A 15,675-nucleotide genomic window follows, 5' to 3' on the forward strand; every position below is an offset into this window, starting at 1 on the left:
TTCAGGCCGTGGGAAGCGCCTCAAGCGCGGCGCGCCACGGCAGCAGCATCGCGCCGTGCCGGCCGGGAAAATCGCGCGCGGGAGCAATTGCGGCCAGTCCCGGCCAATCAGGCAGCGCGCCACTTGCGACAAGCCAGCGTTCCAGCGCAGCCAGCGCGGCGGCGACGCCCACCCGGTCGGCACCGGGGGCGGCAGCGGCAAAGATCGCGGCAGCGGCCTGACCGATCGCGCAGGCCTGCGCCTTGATCCCGATCCGCGCGATCTGTCCGGCGGGATCAAGGTCCAGCCCGACCGTCAGCGTGCTGCCGCAGGCGGGGGAGCGCGCGCTGCCGGTCAGCGGCAGGTCAGCGGTCAGTGGCCAATTGGCCAGACTGGTCGCCAGCGCCAGCACTTCGCCGGAATAGAGCCGCGCGGCAGAGGCCATGCTCAGTCCCGCTTGGCCGAACGGGCTTCATCTTCTTTCAGCAACCGGGCCTCTTCCTCAGCCGCAGCCCTGCGGCGTTCGGCGATCATCTGGACCAGTTCCGAACTCGCCGCGTTGACGAACGGATAGCTGCGCGACAGCTTGATCCAGTCCGGCCGGCCGCCCGGTCCCCAGACGGTGTCATAGCCCAGCACCAGCACCGAAAAGCCGATGACGGTGATCAACGCCCCCTTGATCGCGCCAAACCCGAACCCGATCAGCCGGTCAATCGGACCAAGCACCGAATTGCGGCTGGCCTCTCCCATCTGGGCGGCGAGCAGCTTGAAAATCGCGAACGGGACCAGCAGCAGCAAGGCAAAGGCCAGCACCGCCGCGCCGGATTCGGTCCCGATATGCGGCACCAGCCCCTCGGTCAGCGGGGTGTGAAGGTTGTGGATCGCCACCATCGACACGACCCATGCCGACAGCGCCAGCACTTCCTGCACGAACCCGCGCAGGAAGCCGGTGATTGCACCCATCCCGATCAGGACCAGCACGGCAATGTCAAAACCCGTCATGCTCCCGGATTTAGGTCCCGGCCATGATCCGGTCAACGAGATTTGGCAGCACCGACAATCCCTTGTAGCGGGCGCCGTCGGTCCGTTCCGGCGGATCGCCGGGTCCGAATGCCTGCGCAAACCCCAGCTTGGCGGATTCGCGCAGCCGGATCGAGGAATGCGCCACCGGGCGGATTTCCCCGGCCAGCGATACTTCGCCGTACCACACCGCGTCGGCGGGCAGCGGCTTGTCCGCCAGCGCGGAGACCAGCGCGGCGGCCACCGCCAGATCCGCCGCCGGATCGGCCAGCCGGTATCCGCCCGCAACGTTGAGATACACTTCGGCGCTCGAAAAGCTGAGGCCGCAGCGCGCTTCCAGCACCGCCAACAACATCGCCATGCGCCCGCTGTCCCAGCCCACCACCGCGCGGCGCGGGGTGGCGCCGCTGGCAAGGCGGACGATCAGCGCCTGGATTTCGACCAGCACCGGCCGCGTGCCCTCCATCGCCGGGAACACCGCACTGCCCGCGACCGGGTTATCCCGGCCGGACAGGAACAGCAGCGACGGGTTGCCGACTTCGGTCAGCCCCTGCCCTTCCATGGCGAAAACGCCGATTTCATCGACCGGGCCGAAGCGGTTCTTCAGGCTGCGCAGGATGCGGTACTGGTGGCTGCGTTCGCCCTCAAAGCTCATCACCACATCGACCATGTGTTCCAGCACGCGCGGACCGGCGATGCTGCCGTCCTTGGTCACATGCCCGACCAGCACCAGCGCGGTGCCGTTTTCCTTGGCATAGCGGATCAGTTCGAACGCACAGCCGCGAACCTGGCTGACCGTGCCCGGCGCGCCTTCGATCTGGTCGGAATGCATCGTCTGGATCGAATCGATCACCAGCAGCGCGGGCGGTTCCATCTGCCCCAGCGTGGTCAGGATATCGCGCACCGAGGTTGCCGCCGCCAGCTGGATCGGGGCCTTGGCCAGCCCCAGCCGTTCGGCCCGCAGCCGCACCTGCCCGGCGGCTTCCTCCCCGCTGATATAAACCGCCGCGCCGCCGCTGAGCGCCACTTTGGCGGTGGCCTGGAGCAGCAGGGTCGATTTGCCGATGCCCGGTTCCCCGCCCATCAGGATGGCAGACCCCGGCACGAGGCCCCCGCCCAGCGCACGGTCAAACTCTGGCAGGCCGGTGGTGCGCCGCACCGGAGTTTCACCGGGTGCGTCAAGCGGTTCGAACCGGATCGCCCGCCCGCCTGAGGACAGGTGATGCTTTTGCGAGAACACCGTCTGCGGCGCTTCTTCGGCCAGCGTGTTCCATTCCCCGCAATCGGGGCACTGCCCCTGCCAGCGGTTGCTTTCATTGCCGCAGGCGGAACAGATATATCGGCGTTTGGGCTTGGCCATGCCCCTGCGATAGTTGGAACGAAAGCGGAACGCAAGCGCCTTGCCCGCGCATTTTCGCTCAGGGCCGCATTTTCCCGCCCTAGATGGATTGGCGCCGGTCATCTTTATCTGCCACAAGCAAGTCCATGCGGCAGAAGGAACTTCGCATCGCTCTGGTATGCTACGGCGGGGTCAGCCTGGCCGTCTATATGCACGGCGTCACCAAGGAGCTGTGGAAGCTGGCCCGTGCCAGCCGCGCGCTGCATGACGATGTCGGGCCGCCCGAAGGCGACAGCGAAGCGGTCTATCGCCGGTTGCTGCACACGATCGAGCGGCACCACGGCCTGCGCCTGCGGGTGCTGCCCGACATCATCGCCGGGGCCAGCGCGGGCGGGATCAACGGGGTGTTCCTGGCCCAGGCGATCCATTCCGGCCAGTCACTGGAACCGCTGACCGAGCTGTGGCTGGAACGCGCCGACGTCGACGTGCTGATCGATCCCGATGCCCGCCCCTTTTCGCGCGTTACCAAGTTCTGGGCGATGCCGCTGGTCTACTGGATGCTGAAACGCCCCGGCAACGCGGTTTCCTCCAGCGTCGCGCCCGAGACGCGCGGCGAAGTGCGGGCCAAGCTGTCACGCCTGATCCGTTCCCGCTGGTTCGAACCGCCGTTTGGCGGACTGGGCTTTTCCCGGCTGCTGGCCGAAGCGCTCGAAGCGATGGCGACCAGTGAAACCGACGCGCCGCTGTTGCCGCCGGGCCATCCGCTGGACCTGTTCGTCACCACCACCGATTTTCGCGGGCGGTTGCAGGAACTGCGGCTGCACAGCCCCGCCGTGGCAGAAGAAAGCGAGCACCGCCTGTCGATTGGCTTTCGCGCGCCCACGCCGGAGCGGCCCGGCGGCAAGCTGGCCGCACCACTGGAACTGGTGTTTGCAGCGCGGGCCACGGCCAGCTTCCCCGGCGCGTTCCCGGCGCTGCAACTGGCCGAGATCGACGCGCTGGCGGTTGAGCGCAGCGATGGCTGGGCCAGCCGCACCGCGTTTGTCGAACGGATCATGCCCGAACACAGCCAGCGCGGTGAGGCCGATCAGGTTGCGCTGATCGACGGATCGGTGCTGAACAATGCGCCCTTTGCCGAAGCAATGCAGGTGCTGCGTGACCGGCCCGCCCAGCGCGAGGTGGACCGGCGGTTCATCTACATCGACCCCCGGCCTGATCGCGGCGGCGGGTTACGACGGGGTGAGCCGGGGCCGCCGGGGTTCTTTCCGGTCATCTTCGGGTCGCTCTCCTCGATCCCGCGCGCCCAGCCCGTGCGCGACAATCTGGAGGAGCTGGAGCGCCGCTCGCGCGAGCTGGGCGCGCTGCGCCAGATCGTCGATGCGCTGCGCCCGGAAGTGGAAGAAGCGGTCGAACTGCTGTTTGGCCGCACCCTGTTCCTCGACCGGCCAACGGTCAAACGGCTGAGCGCCTGGCGGGCCAAGGCGCAGCAGGCCGCGGCTGAGCGCGCCGGGTTTGCCTATCACGCCTATGGTCAGGTCAAGTTTACCGGGATCGTCGAAGCGCTGGCCGAGGATATCCACGCCGCCGCCCCGGATTTGCAGCTGCGCGGGACTGAGCGGATTGCCGAGCGGCTGGCGGCCCATCTGGCGGAACAGGGGCTGGACCGGCTGTCCGCGCTGTCACGCGGGGCATCACCGCAGGCCATCACGTTCTTCCGCGATCACGATCTGCGCTATCGCATCCGGCGCTTGCGGCTGCTGGCGCGGCGCCTGACCGAAGGGTGGGAGGATATCGAAGCCATCGCCCCCGGCGCGCGCGAAACCGCACGCGATGCCGTCTTCCGCGCGCTGGCGCTCTATTTCGACCGCGAGGCGACCAGCGCGCTGGGGCGTGATTTCCACGACATCGCGCGGCAGGTGTTCGATGCCCCCGAACTCGTGCTGACCACGATGGCGGGCCGCCGCCAGCTGGCGGCAACCGATCTGGTCGTCGATGCCCTGCTGGTCGAGGCGATTGCCCCGCTGCCGCGCGAACTGCGGCGGCGCATCCTGCTGACCTATCTGGGCTTTCCGTTCTACGATACGGTCACCCTGCCGCTGTTGCGCGGCCTTGGCACCAGCGAGTTCGAACCGGCCAAGGTGGACCGGATTTCACCGGAAGACTGCAATTCCATCCGCGCTGGCGGCGCGCAGCTGTGTTTGCGCGGGGTGGAGTTCTATAATTTCGGAGCGTTCTTCAGCCGGGTCTATCGCGAAAACGATTACCTGTGGGGGCGGCTGCACGGGGCGGAACGGATGATCGACCTGCTCGCATCAGCGCTGCCGCCGGGGCAATTGCTCGATCCGGCGGAAGTGGCGCGGTTCAAGCGCGAGGCGTTTCTGGCGATCCTGGACGCCGAGGAACCCCGGCTGCGCGCCGATCCGGGGCTGATTGCCGGGCTGCGGGCTGAAGTGCTGGCGCACGACGAATAGCACAAGATCGTTGACCCTGATCAATGGTTTGCGCCCCGTTCGCGCCTAGGCCCCGCTGCGGAAGGGGGCTTTCGCGAGGCGAACATGAAAGCTCTACGATTTTATCATGTGCTGCTGGCCGGGCTGACCCTGCTGGCCTATTTCACGGCCGAGGAACTGGGGCTGGTCCATGCCTGGACCGGCTATGCCGTTGCTGCGGTGCTGGCGTTGCGGCTGGTGCTGGGACTTGTGCGCAAACGCGGGTTTGAGCTGCGCCGACTGGTTCCTTCGCTCGCCGCCCCGCCGCGCGGGCAAAGCGGCATCCGCCATCCGATCATCTCACGCCTGCTGGTGCTGGCCATTCTGACCAGCGTGGCCGGGGCGGCCGGAACCGGCATCGCGATGGATCAGGGCGGAACACTGGTTGGAAACAGCATTCGTCTTGACGACGAACGCGGCGAAGGCCGGGAGCAGGGCAACGAGGATCACGATCAGGCCGCAGGCTGGCCGTCGCTCATCCCGCCAGCTTATGCCGACGAGGGCGGCGAAGGCGGTTCGGGTGAAGGCGAACACGACGAAGGCCCGCTGGGCGAGCTGCACGAACTGTTCGGCAACCTGATCCTGCCGCTGGTGGCGCTGCATGCACTGTATCTGCTGCTGTTCCGGTTCGAACTGGCGCGGTTCATGCTGTTTTCGGAACGCCGCCGCGCCTGAAACCGTCAGCTGGAGCGGCCGGTCACTCGGTCAGGCCGCTCCACGCTTCCTTGATCCGGTCGAAGAAGCCCTTGGACTGGGGGCATTCGTCACCGGTTTCGGTCGCCTGCAACTCGCGCAGCAATTCCTTTTGCCGGGCGGTCAGTTTGGTCGGGGTTTCGACCATGATTTCCATCACCATGTCGCCGCGCCCGCGCCCTTGCAGCACCGGCATGCCGGCGCCGCGCTTGCGCAGTTGCTTGCCGGACTGGATGCCCGCCGGGATCGAGATCACGTGGACTTCGCCGTCAAGGCCGGGCAGTTCGATCTCTCCGCCCAGTGCTGCCGTGGTGAAGGTGATCGGCACGCGGGTGACCAGCGTGGTCCCTTCGCGCTCGAACATCGCGTGACGGCTGATGTGGATGAAGATGTACAGGTCACCGGCCGGAGCGCCGAACGGCCCGGCCTCACCCTTGCCCGACAGCCGGATGCGGGTGCCGGTATCGACGCCTGCGGGAATGTTGACGTCCAGCTTCTGCGGCTTGTCGATCCGCCCTTCCCCGCCGCACGCGCGGCAGGGCTTTTCGATCACTTCACCGCGCCCGTGGCAGGTCGGGCAGGTGCGCTCGACCATGAAGAAGCCCTGCTGCGCGCGGACCTGGCCGTGGCCGCCGCACAAGTTGCAGCGGCGCGTGCCGGTGCCGGGTTCCGCGCCGGACCCGTCGCACGGTTCGCACCGGGCGGACACGTCGATCTCGATTTCAGCGGACTTGCCGTGGAAGGCATCTTCCAGCGTGACTTCCAGGTCATAGCGCAGATCCGCGCCGCGCCGGGTCTGTTGCCGCCCGCCGCCGCCGCCGCCGAACGCGCTGCCGAAGATCGTTTCGAAAATGTCGCCGATATCGGAAAAGCCGGCGCCCTGGCCGCCGCCCGCGCCGCCGGGATTGCCCATCCCGCCGTTCTTGAAGGCTTCGTGCCCGTACCGGTCATAGGCCGCGCGTTTTTGCGGGTCTTTCAGGCACTCATAGGCTTCGCTGATCGCCTTGAACCGGGATTCCGCTTCGGCATCGCCGGGGTTGCGGTCCGGGTGCCAGCGCATCGCCAGCTTGCGATAGGACGACTTGATCTTCGCGTCGTCCGCGCCGCGCTCAAGCTCAAGCAGCTCGTAAAAGTCGATATCCAGAGACATGGCACACCCTCGAAAACAAGGCCGCCGCCGCGCTGGATGGCACGGCGGCGGCCTGTTTCATCGCCTCATCAGCCCTTGTTGTTCTCGTCGACTTCGGAGAACTCGGCATCGACCACATCGTCGCCATCGGCGGCGGGGCCATCGGTGCCGGGCGAGGCCGCAGCGGCCTGTTCCTTTTCATAGATCGCCTGACCCATCTTCATGGCCACTTCGGTCAGGGCCTGGGTCTTGGCGGTCATTTCAGCCGGGTCGCCGCTTTCGATCGCGGTCTTGGCTACGGCGATGGCGGCTTCGATTTCGGCCTTCAGGCCGCCGTCGATCTTGTCGCCATTTTCCTCCAGCTGACGTTCGGTCGCGTGGACCAGGCTGTCGGCGTTGTTCTTCGCCTCGGCCAGTTCGCGGCGCTTCTTGTCTTCCTCGGCGAACTTTTCCGCGTCCTTGACCATCTGGTCGATGTCCGCATCTGACAGACCGCCAGAAGCCTGGATCTTGATCTGCTGTTCCTTGCCGGTGCCCTTGTCCTTGGCGCTGACGTTCACGATGCCGTTGGCATCGATGTCAAAGGTCACCTCGATCTGCGGCACGCCCCGGCGCGCGGCCGGAATGCCGACCAGATCGAACTGGCCCAGCACCTTGTTGTCGGCGGCCATTTCACGTTCGCCCTGGAACACGCGGATCGTCACGGCCTGCTGGTTGTCCTCGGCGGTCGAGAACACCTGGCTCTTCTTGGTCGGGATCGTGGTGTTACGATCGATCATGCGGGTGAACACGCCGCCCAGCGTTTCAATGCCGAGCGAGAGCGGGGTCACGTCGAGCAGCAGCACGTCCTTGACGTCGCCCTGGAGCACGCCGGCCTGAATCGCCGCGCCCATCGCCACGACTTCGTCCGGGTTCACGCCGGTGTGCGGTTCCTTGCCGAAGAATTCCTTCACGGCTTCGCGCACCTTGGGCATGCGGGTCATGCCGCCGACCAGCACCACCTCGTCGATGTCCGAAGCCTTGAGGCCCGCATCAGCCAGCGCCTTGCGCATCGGTTCCTTGGTGCGCTCGATCAGGTTCGCCACCATCTTTTCCAGATCGGAACGAGAGATCGTTTCCACCAGGTGCAGCGGGGTCGTCGCCCCGCCTTCCATGCGCGCGGTAATGAACGGCAGGTTGATTTCGGTGGTCTGCGCGCTCGACAGTTCGATCTTGGCCTTTTCGGCGGCTTCCTTCAGCCGCTGGAGGGCCAGCTTGTCGGTGCGAAGGTCCAGCCCTTCCTTCTTCTTGAACTGCTCGGCCAGATACTCGACGACCTGGGTGTCGAAATCTTCACCGCCCAGGAAGGTGTCGCCATTGGTCGACTTCACTTCGAACACGCCGTCGCCGATTTCCAGCACCGAAACGTCGAAAGTGCCGCCACCAAGGTCATAGACCGCAATGGTCTTGCCGTCGTTCTTGTCGAGGCCGTAAGCCAGCGCCGCCGCGGTCGGCTCGTTGATGATGCGCAGCACTTCAAGGCCCGCGATCTGGCCGGCGTCCTTGGTCGCCTGACGCTGGGCATCGTTGAAGTAGGCCGGAACGGTGATGACCGCCTGGGTGACGGGTTCACCCAGATAGCTTTCCGCCGTTTCCTTCATCTTCTGGAGCGTGAACGCGCTGATCTGCGAGGGCGAATAGTCTTCGCCGCCTGCGGAGACCCAGGCGTCGCCGTTCTTGCCCTTGATGATCGTATAGGGGACGAGTTCCATGTCCTTCTTGGTCATGGGATCGTCAAAGCGGCGGCCGATCAGGCGCTTCACCGCGAAAATCGTGTTGTCACCGTTGGTCACGGCCTGACGCTTGGCCGGCTGGCCGATCAGGCGTTCGCCGTCCTTGGTGAAGGCGACGATCGACGGCGTGGTGCGCGCGCCTTCCGAGTTTTCAATAACCTTCGGCTTGCCCCCGTCCATGACTGCAACGCAGCTGTTGGTGGTGCCAAGGTCGATACCGATTACTTTACCCATCTCTTACCCATCCTTAGGTCGTGTGTGACACCGCGCTTGTCTGCTTCCCGGTTCCGGCGAAGCGCCTTGGCGGCTCTATGACATGGGCGGATATAGGTGCGGTTTTGCTTGGCACAAGGGCACTGCCGCATTAGCTGTGCGCCCAGCGTTTTCATGATCGCAAAGGATTGAAACCAGTGCTTCCTGCTCGTCTTACCTTCGCCCCGGCCCTGCTTGGTCTTGCTGTCCTTGCGCTGTCGGCCTGCCAGCAGCAGCCCGCAGGCAGCGCCGAAGCCACCGCCGCGCCCGAGGCCAAGCCCGGCCTGACCGTGACCGAAGGGCGGCTGATGCTGCCGGTGGTCAAGGGCAATCCGGCGGGGATCTACTTCACGCTGACCAACACCGGCGACAAGGCGGGCACGCTCGCCGCCGTGTCGATCGACGGCGCGGCCAAGGCGGAAATGCACGAAACCAAGGGCGGCAAGATGAGCGCGGTCCCGCAGATCGAGGTTGCCGCGGGCGGCACGGTCCGGTTCGAACCCGGCGCGCTCCACGTCATGGCGTTTGAACTCGATGACAAGCTGGCCGCTGGCGGCACGGCGGAAATGACGCTGACCTTTGCGGACGGCGACAAGCTGTCCGTCCCGCTCAAGATCGAAGCCCGGGCCGCCGGTGAAGGGATGGCTGGCGGCATGGCCGGGATGGACCAAGGGAGCGGCCACTGATCCCGGCTGACGTTGCACGATCATCCTGCCCGGCCGGCGGCGAACGCCCGCTCAGCGCTGGTGAAACTGCACTGGTCCGCTCGGTATTCGGCACTGCGCTGGATACCGGGCAGGTCCGCATCCGGCGGCGGCGCTGGCTGCCGTTTCAGCCGCGCCACGTAACCATGGCCCCGATGGGGCACTTGCACTTTCATCCCGCCGCCGCCGCCTATTGCGATGATTTCAGCGTCGCCCGGATCGAGCTGCAAGGCCACTTCATCCACGAAATGACCCACGTCTGGCAGGCCCAGACGCGCGGCCGCTGGCACCTGGTGCTGCGCCGCCATCCGCTGAGCCGATACGATTACGTCCTGAAACCCGGCTGGCCGCTGGAGCGGTATGGGCTGGAGCAGCAAGCAGAAATCGTCCGCCACGCCTTCCTGCTGCGGCAGGGTTACAGCGTCGCGGGCGTGTCCGGTGCGCGCGCGTATGACTTGCTGGTGAACTTTCCGGGAGCGGTGTATTGAGCGGTTTTGCTCAGGCAGCAGTTTGTTTTAACCTGATATTTGCGGGTTCCGCCTAATGCCAAGGTTATGGAACACAATGACATTGCCCAGCAACAAGACCTGAGCGCAGTTGAGTTGTATCTACTGCGCAGTGACTTTCTGGATGCGTGCGCAAATCTCGAGGCCGCCGTTTGTCGCATTCTGCAATCATGCGGCGACGTGCGCAGCACTGAACCGTTCGGGCACCGGGTGCAGGCATTTCGAAAAGCCGAAAGGACCAATCTGATCGCAAAGGCAAACTTCGGCCAGCGCGATCAGATCGCCGATGCGATTGCCGAACTGCTGCCAGTACGGGCCGATATCGTCCATTCCGCCATGAAAATCAGCCTGCTGGATGGCCAAACGACAGCATTGTTCGCCAACGCCCGGACGGCCAGCGACGACTACCCGGTTGTCCGCATGCTCAAAGCACAGGACTTCAGAGAGCTTATCCGCCGCGTAGCCAACCTGACCGCCCGCACTGGCACATTAGGCCGGGTCAGTCCGGCTTCTTCGCCACCGCCACCATCGCGGGCCGCAGCAGGCGGTCCTTGATCATGTAGCCGGCCTGCAGTTCCTGCAGCACCGTGCCCGGTTCGACATCGGCCGAAGGCATTTCGATCATCGCCTGATGCTGGTTGGGGTCCAGCGGCAGGCCCTTGGCGGCGATGCGGGTGATGCCGTGGTTGCCGAACACCTTGTCGATCTCGCGGCCAGTCGCCTCAATCCCGGCGATCACGCTTTTCAGCTTGTCGTCTTCACGCAGGTCAACCGGAATCGCTTCCAGCGCGCGCGACAGGTTGTCGGCCACGGACAGGATATCGCGGGCAAAGCCGGTCGCGGCATAAGCGCGGGTGTCGGCAATGTCCTTTTCCAGTCGGCGGCGCACGTTCTGCGTCTCGGCCTTGGCGTAGAGCACGTCCTGCTTCGCGGTTTCCAGATCGCTGCGCAGCTGCGCCAGCGCATCGCTGAGCGAATCGCCAGCGGTATCGTCGTTCCGGTCGATCATATCCTCCGGCACACCCTTCAATTCTGCTTCGACCGCTGGGTCGCCCTGCGGTTTGGGATCATCGTTCATGTTCAAAAAAGTTCCGGTTATCCGATCAGCTTGCCCAACGACTGGGCCGTGAAATCCACCATGGGGACGACGCGCGCATAATTCAACCGCGTCGGACCGATAACCCCCACCACGCCGACCACCCGCCCATCGCGGTCACGATAGGGCGAAGCGATCACCGAACTGCCCGAAAGCGCGAACAAGCGGTTCTCTGCCCCGATGAAAATCCGGGTCGAATCCGCCTCGCGCGCGGTGTCGAGCAGTTCGGCGACCGACTGCTTGCTTTCCAGATCTTCCAGCAGCAACCGGACCCGTTCCAGATCGGTCAGCGTGGTTTCATCGAGCAGGTTGGCCTGCCCGCGCACGATCAGCACCGGACGGCGGGTGGCGTCTTCGCTCCACACCGCAAGGCCCCGCTCCACCAGATCGCGGCTTGCGGCATCCAGCGCGCTGCGGCCAGAGGCGATTTCCGCCGCAATCGCCAGCACCGCGTCGGCCAGCGTCCGCCCGCCCAGATGCGCGGAAATATAGTTCGAGGCCTGCTCCAGCGCGCCGGGGGCGATCCCGCCGGGGATTTCGACCACCCGGTTCTCGACCGATCCGTCCACCCCGACCATCACCGCCAGCGCCCGGTCGCGCGCCAGCGGCACCAGTTGCAACTGCGCAAGGCGCGGGTCGCGGCGCGGCACCATCACCACGCCCGCGCAGGCCGACAGGTCGGACAGGATCGTGCTGGTCGCCGCCAGCGCCGCCTCGATCGGGCCGGGCTGGGACACCTGCCGCTCGATCGCCGCGCGTTCCTCCGCGCTCGGTTCGGCGACCTGCATCATACCGTCCACGAACAGCCGCAGCCCCAGTTCAGTCGGCATCCGCCCGGCGCTGGTATGCGGCGCGGCCAGCAGGCCCAGCCCTTCCAGTTCGTGCAGGACCGAGCGGATCGAGGCGGGCGAGAGGTTCAGCGCCGCGCCGCTTGAAGTCTTGGCCCCCGCCAGCGTGCGCGACCCCACCGGCAGGCCCGACGCGATGTAGCCTTCCACCGCCAGGCGGAAAATCTCGCGGGCGCGGGCGTTGAGTTCGGTGATGGGGAGACTGGCCATGCGGTTACATCTAAGGTGTTTCGTTCCATTCTAAAAGCCGCTCGTGCTGAGCTTGTCGAAGCACCGCCCTTCCTTTCTGCGGCGAACGAAGTAAGGACGGCCCTTCGACAAGCTCAGGGCAGACGGTTCTGAGGAACTGGAGAATTGTATGCGACCTTCCGGCCGCGCGCCTGATGAAATGCGCGCTATCAGCTTTGAACCCCACTTCACCAAGCATGCCGAAGGGTCGGTGCTGATCTCGTTCGGGCACACCAAGGTGATCTGCACCGCCAGCGTGGAAGAGCGCCTGCCGCCATGGCTGCGCGGCAAGGGTGAAGGCTGGGTCACGGCGGAATACTCGATGCTGCCCCGCGCCACGCACACGCGCGGCAGCCGCGAAGCGGCCAAGGGCAAGCAGAGCGGGCGCACGCAGGAAATCCAGCGCCTGATCGGTCGCTCCTTGCGCGCGGTGACCGACCTCAAGAAGCTCGGTGAGCGCCAGATCACGCTGGATTGTGACGTGATTCAGGCCGACGGCGGCACGCGGACCGCCGCGATTTCGGGCGCGTGGGTGGCGCTGCGGATCGCCATCGACAAGCTGATGGCGGCTGGCGCAATCACCGAAGACCCGCTGACCCGCAAGGTCGCCGCGGTGTCGTGCGGCATCTTCAAGGGCAACCCGGTGCTTGACCTTGATTACGATGAAGACAGCGCGGCTGATGCCGATGCCAACTTCGTGCTGATCGAAGGCGGCCAGATCGCCGAAGTCCAGGCCACCGCCGAAGGCGCGACCTATGACGAGGAAGGCCTGCTGCGCCTGCTGCGTCTGGCCCGCATCGGCTGCGACGGCATCTTCGCCGCGCAGGGCGAGGCCGTCGGCAAATGACACGCCGGCTGGGCTCCGAAACGCTGGTGATTGCCACGCATAACGCAGGCAAGCTCAAGGAAATCGGGGCCTTGCTGGCACCCTATGGGCTGCAATGTATTTCCGCCGGGTCGCTGGGCCTGCCCGAACCGGCGGAAACCGGGAGCACATTCGTCGAAAACGCGCTGATCAAGGCACGGGCGTCGGCGCAGGCGTCCGGCCTGCCTGCGCTGGCTGACGATTCCGGCCTTTGCGTGGCGGCGCTGGGCGGGCGGCCCGGCGTCTATACCGCCGACTGGGCGGAGCGGCAGTGGTTCGAAGGCCCGGCGGGGCGTGACTGGTACATGGCGATGGGCAAAGTCGAAGGCCTGCTGGCCGAACAAGGCCCGGACGTCGACCGCAGCGGATACTTCGCCTGCGTGCTGGCGATTGCCTGGCCCGACGGGGACAGCGCCGTCTACGAAGGCCGCGTGGACGGCACGCTGATCTGGCCGCCGCGTGGGGAGCTGGGCTTCGGCTATGACCCGGTGTTCGTGCCGCTGGGCGCATCGCAAACGTTCGCGGAGATCGACCCCGAAGACAAACACCGCATCAGCCACCGCGCCGATGCCTTCGCCAAGCTGGTCGCCGAGCAGTTCGGCGGGTAAGACCGGGGCATGGCCCGCGCGCTTTATATCCACTGGCCGTTCTGCCTCGCGAAGTGTCCCTATTGCGACTTCAACAGCCATGTCCGCGATTCCGTGGACCATGCCCGCTGGCAAGACGCGCTGCTGGCCGACATGGCGTTCGAGGCGGAACACGCGGGCGGTGAGCCGCTGGACAGCATTTTCTTCGGCGGCGGCACCCCGTCGCTGATGCCGCCCGCGCTGGTGGGCACGCTGCTGGAACGGGCCGAGCAGCTGTGGGGCTTTGCCGACGGCATCGAAATCACGCTGGAGGGCAACCCCTCCTCCATCGAGGCGCGCAACTATTCCGAGCTGGCGGCAGCGGGGATCAACCGCGTGTCGCTGGGCGTGCAGGCGCTGGACGATCAAGTGCTGCGGTTTCTGGGGCGGCTTCACAATGCGGATGAGGCGCTGGCCGCGCTCGACATGGCGCAGCGCCTGTTCAGCCGGGTGTCGTTCGACCTGATCTATGCCCGCCCCGGCCAGACGCCGGAGCAGTGGCAGGCCGAACTGGCCCGCGCGCTGGGCTTCGGCACCGGGCACCTCTCGCTCTATCAACTGACCATCGAGCCGGGGACGAAGTTTGCCACCATGGTCCGGCAGGGCCAGTTTGAGCCGCTGGATGACGATGCCGCCGCCGATCTGTTCGCGCTGACCCGCGAGATGACCGAGGCGGCGGGGTTGCCCGCCTATGAGGTGAGCAACCACGCCCGGCCCGGCGAGGAAAGCCGCCACAACCTGACTTATTGGCGCTATCACGATTACGCCGGGATCGGCCCCGGCGCGCATGGGCGGCGCGGCGGCATAGCGACGGTGCGGCACAAGAAGCCCGAAAACTGGCTGGCGGGCATGGCCGCCAACGGCCACGGCATTGCGGAGGCGCGCGCGCTGGGCCAGCGCGAACAGGCGGCGGAAGCGATGCTGATGGGCCTGCGGCTGGCCGAGGGGGTGGACCTTGCCGCCCTGTCGGCACGGTTCGCGCTGACGGCGGCAGAGCTGTGCGATCCGGCCAAGTTGGCATTCTATACCGCGCAAGGGCTGGTCTGGCAGCGCGGCGCGCGGATCGGGGCGAGCGCGGACGGGATGCCGCTGCTCGAAGCGCTGCTGGGCGAACTGGTCCCCGCCGAACTGGTGGCGACATGACCCGCGCCGATCTGCTGGCAGCGTGGCACACGCATCTGGCGCAAGGACGGCGGCGGTCCGCGCATACCGTGCGGGCCTATAGCAGCACGGCGGCGCGGCTGCTCGACAATCTGGACGCGCACGATTGGGGCGCGCTTGCCCGGCTCGATGCCGGTGCGCTGCGGACCCAGCTGGCGCGGCGGCGGGCGGAAGGACTGGGCAATGCCTCTGCAGCGCGGGAACTCTCCGCCCTGAAAGCCTTCATCCGCTTTGCCCGCGAACAGGCCGGGATGAATGACCCCGCCCCGCCCCGGATGCGCGGCCCCCGCGTCAAGAAAGGCATCCCGCGCCCGGTCACCCCGGACGAGGCGGTCAATCTGGCGGCGATGGTGGCGGACGAGGCAAGCGAAGAATGGATCGGTGCGCGCGACCGGGCGGTGCTGCTGCTGCTTTACGGCGCGGGCCTGCGCATTGCCGAGGCGCTGTCGCTGACCGGGGCGGCGTTGCCGCTGGGCGAAGTGCTGGTCGTCACCGGCAAGGGCGGCAAGCAGCGCGCGGTGCCGGTCCTGCCGCTGGTCGCCGCGGCGGTGGACGATTACGCCGCGAAGTGTCCCTGGCTGCTCACCCGCGAAGGGCCGCTGTTTCGCGGGGCCAAGGGCGGCGGCCTGTCGCAAGGCATGGTGCAAAAAGCCGTCGCCCGCGCCCGCACCGTGCTGGGCCTGCCGCCATCGGCCACGCCCCACGCGCTGCGGCACAGCTTTGCCACGCACTTGCTGGGCGCAGGCGCGGATTTGCGGTCCTTGCAGGAACTGCTGGGCCACGCCAGCCTGGGTTCGACCCAGATCTACACCCGCGTCGACGCGGCGACCCTGCTGGATGTCTATCGCAATGCCCACCCGCGTGAGCAGGGTTAGCTATACGCCCCCTCACCCCAACACTTCCCTCTCAAACCCGTCCGTGCTGAGCTTGTCGAAGCACTGTCCTTGTTCTTGTGCGATCCCGCAGCC

General features: G+C 66.4%; 16 protein-coding genes. 9 read left to right on the top strand and 7 right to left on the bottom strand.

Annotation, left to right across the window (positions count from 1 at the left end; genetic code table 11):
• Nucleotide 1: 1 nt before the first annotated feature.
• The 3 genes from Q8Q53_RS00540 to radA are packed head-to-tail and all read right to left on the bottom strand — an operon-like array spanning nt 2 to nt 2,359.
• A complete protein-coding gene (locus Q8Q53_RS00540; protein ID WP_305699789.1) occupies nt 2–424 on the bottom strand; it encodes an iron-sulfur cluster assembly scaffold protein in 423 nt (140 codons plus the stop codon).
• Nucleotides 425–426: 2 nt separating this feature from the next.
• Nucleotides 427–981, bottom strand: coding sequence for a CvpA family protein (locus Q8Q53_RS00545; RefSeq protein WP_305699790.1), 555 nt, complete (start codon nt 979–981; stop codon nt 427–429).
• A gap of 10 nt (nt 982–991) precedes the next feature.
• Complete coding sequence (gene radA, locus Q8Q53_RS00550; RefSeq protein ID WP_305699791.1) at nt 992–2,359, bottom strand: DNA repair protein RadA; 1,368 nt, start codon at nt 2,357–2,359, stop codon at nt 992–994.
• A 125-nt stretch (nt 2,360–2,484) separates the two neighbouring features.
• Here radA and Q8Q53_RS00555 point away from each other — a divergent pair, with 125 nt between their 5' ends.
• Nucleotides 2,485–4,809 (top strand): patatin-like protein, encoded by a 2,325-nt coding sequence (locus Q8Q53_RS00555; protein WP_305699792.1) that lies wholly within the window; start codon nt 2,485–2,487, stop codon nt 4,807–4,809.
• An 84-nt stretch (nt 4,810–4,893) separates the two neighbouring features.
• Entirely contained in the window at nt 4,894–5,502 is a 609-nt protein-coding gene (locus Q8Q53_RS00560) for a cytochrome b/b6 domain-containing protein (RefSeq protein WP_305699793.1), read from the top strand.
• A 22-nt stretch (nt 5,503–5,524) separates the two neighbouring features.
• Here the strand turns inward: Q8Q53_RS00560 and dnaJ are convergent, their stop codons facing one another.
• A complete protein-coding gene (gene dnaJ, locus Q8Q53_RS00565; protein ID WP_305699794.1) occupies nt 5,525–6,670 on the bottom strand; it encodes a molecular chaperone DnaJ in 1,146 nt (381 codons plus the stop codon).
• 68 nt (nt 6,671–6,738) lie between these two features.
• Complete coding sequence (dnaK, locus tag Q8Q53_RS00570; protein ID WP_305699795.1) at nt 6,739–8,655, bottom strand: molecular chaperone DnaK; 1,917 nt, start codon at nt 8,653–8,655, stop codon at nt 6,739–6,741.
• 176 nt (nt 8,656–8,831) lie between these two features.
• Here dnaK and Q8Q53_RS00575 point away from each other — a divergent pair, with 176 nt between their 5' ends.
• The 3 genes from Q8Q53_RS00575 (at nt 8,832) to Q8Q53_RS00585 (ending at nt 10,438) form a co-directional block, all read left to right on the top strand.
• Nucleotides 8,832–9,359, top strand: a complete 528-nt coding sequence (locus Q8Q53_RS00575) for a copper chaperone PCu(A)C (protein ID WP_305699796.1) — start codon at nt 8,832–8,834, stop codon at nt 9,357–9,359.
• 164 nt (nt 9,360–9,523) lie between these two features.
• Nucleotides 9,524–9,865 (top strand): hypothetical protein, encoded by a 342-nt coding sequence (locus Q8Q53_RS00580; RefSeq protein ID WP_371136475.1) that lies wholly within the window; start codon nt 9,524–9,526, stop codon nt 9,863–9,865.
• A 66-nt stretch (nt 9,866–9,931) separates the two neighbouring features.
• Nucleotides 9,932–10,438 (top strand): hypothetical protein, encoded by a 507-nt coding sequence (locus Q8Q53_RS00585; protein ID WP_305699797.1) that lies wholly within the window; start codon nt 9,932–9,934, stop codon nt 10,436–10,438.
• Here Q8Q53_RS00585 and Q8Q53_RS00590 read toward each other — a convergent pair.
• Nucleotides 10,383–10,961, bottom strand: a complete 579-nt coding sequence (locus Q8Q53_RS00590) for a nucleotide exchange factor GrpE (RefSeq protein ID WP_305699798.1) — start codon at nt 10,959–10,961, stop codon at nt 10,383–10,385. The genes Q8Q53_RS00585 and Q8Q53_RS00590 overlap by 56 nt on opposite strands.
• A 17-nt stretch (nt 10,962–10,978) precedes the next feature.
• Nucleotides 10,979–12,037: a heat-inducible transcriptional repressor HrcA gene (gene hrcA / locus Q8Q53_RS00595; protein WP_305699799.1), complete on the bottom strand. Its 1,059-nt coding sequence runs from the start codon at nt 12,035–12,037 to the stop codon at nt 10,979–10,981.
• 148 nt (nt 12,038–12,185) lie between these two features.
• Between hrcA and rph the strand changes: the two genes are divergently transcribed.
• The 4 genes from rph to Q8Q53_RS00615 are packed head-to-tail and all read left to right on the top strand — an operon-like array spanning nt 12,186 to nt 15,582.
• Nucleotides 12,186–12,902, top strand: a complete 717-nt coding sequence (rph, locus tag Q8Q53_RS00600; protein WP_305699800.1) for a ribonuclease PH — start codon at nt 12,186–12,188, stop codon at nt 12,900–12,902.
• Complete coding sequence (gene rdgB, locus Q8Q53_RS00605) at nt 12,899–13,528, top strand: RdgB/HAM1 family non-canonical purine NTP pyrophosphatase (RefSeq protein ID WP_305699801.1); 630 nt, start codon at nt 12,899–12,901, stop codon at nt 13,526–13,528. The genes rph and rdgB overlap by 4 nt, the downstream gene beginning before the upstream one ends.
• 9 nt (nt 13,529–13,537) lie before the next feature.
• Nucleotides 13,538–14,689: a radical SAM family heme chaperone HemW gene (gene hemW, locus Q8Q53_RS00610; RefSeq protein ID WP_305699802.1), complete on the top strand. Its 1,152-nt coding sequence runs from the start codon at nt 13,538–13,540 to the stop codon at nt 14,687–14,689.
• Entirely contained in the window at nt 14,686–15,582 is an 897-nt protein-coding gene (locus Q8Q53_RS00615; protein ID WP_305699803.1) for a tyrosine recombinase XerC, read from the top strand. The genes hemW and Q8Q53_RS00615 overlap by 4 nt, the downstream gene beginning before the upstream one ends.
• Nucleotides 15,583–15,675 lie beyond the last annotated feature (93 nt).

The organism is Novosphingobium sp. (assembly GCF_030699305.1).
Taxonomy (GTDB): Bacteria; Pseudomonadota; Alphaproteobacteria; order Sphingomonadales; family Sphingomonadaceae; genus Novosphingobium.

Coding starts and splice junctions, on each gene's coding strand:
- Q8Q53_RS00540 (WP_305699789.1), bottom strand. CDS start 424: ATGGCCTCTGCCGCGCGGCTCTATTCCGGCGAAGTGCTGGCGCTGGCG.
- Q8Q53_RS00545 (WP_305699790.1), bottom strand. CDS start 981: ATGACGGGTTTTGACATTGCCGTGCTGGTCCTGATCGGGATGGGTGCA.
- radA (WP_305699791.1), bottom strand. CDS start 2,359: ATGGCCAAGCCCAAACGCCGATATATCTGTTCCGCCTGCGGCAATGAA.
- Q8Q53_RS00555 (WP_305699792.1), top strand. CDS start 2,485: ATGCGGCAGAAGGAACTTCGCATCGCTCTGGTATGCTACGGCGGGGTC.
- Q8Q53_RS00560 (WP_305699793.1), top strand. CDS start 4,894: ATGAAAGCTCTACGATTTTATCATGTGCTGCTGGCCGGGCTGACCCTG.
- dnaJ (WP_305699794.1), bottom strand. CDS start 6,670: ATGTCTCTGGATATCGACTTTTACGAGCTGCTTGAGCTTGAGCGCGGC.
- dnaK (WP_305699795.1), bottom strand. CDS start 8,655: ATGGGTAAAGTAATCGGTATCGACCTTGGCACCACCAACAGCTGCGTT.
- Q8Q53_RS00580 (WP_371136475.1), top strand. CDS start 9,524: ATGGCCCCGATGGGGCACTTGCACTTTCATCCCGCCGCCGCCGCCTAT.
- Q8Q53_RS00585 (WP_305699797.1), top strand. CDS start 9,932: ATGGAACACAATGACATTGCCCAGCAACAAGACCTGAGCGCAGTTGAG.
- Q8Q53_RS00590 (WP_305699798.1), bottom strand. CDS start 10,961: ATGAACGATGATCCCAAACCGCAGGGCGACCCAGCGGTCGAAGCAGAA.
- hrcA (WP_305699799.1), bottom strand. CDS start 12,037: ATGGCCAGTCTCCCCATCACCGAACTCAACGCCCGCGCCCGCGAGATT.
- rph (WP_305699800.1), top strand. CDS start 12,186: ATGCGACCTTCCGGCCGCGCGCCTGATGAAATGCGCGCTATCAGCTTT.
- rdgB (WP_305699801.1), top strand. CDS start 12,899: ATGACACGCCGGCTGGGCTCCGAAACGCTGGTGATTGCCACGCATAAC.
- hemW (WP_305699802.1), top strand. CDS start 13,538: ATGGCCCGCGCGCTTTATATCCACTGGCCGTTCTGCCTCGCGAAGTGT.
- Q8Q53_RS00615 (WP_305699803.1), top strand. CDS start 14,686: ATGACCCGCGCCGATCTGCTGGCAGCGTGGCACACGCATCTGGCGCAA.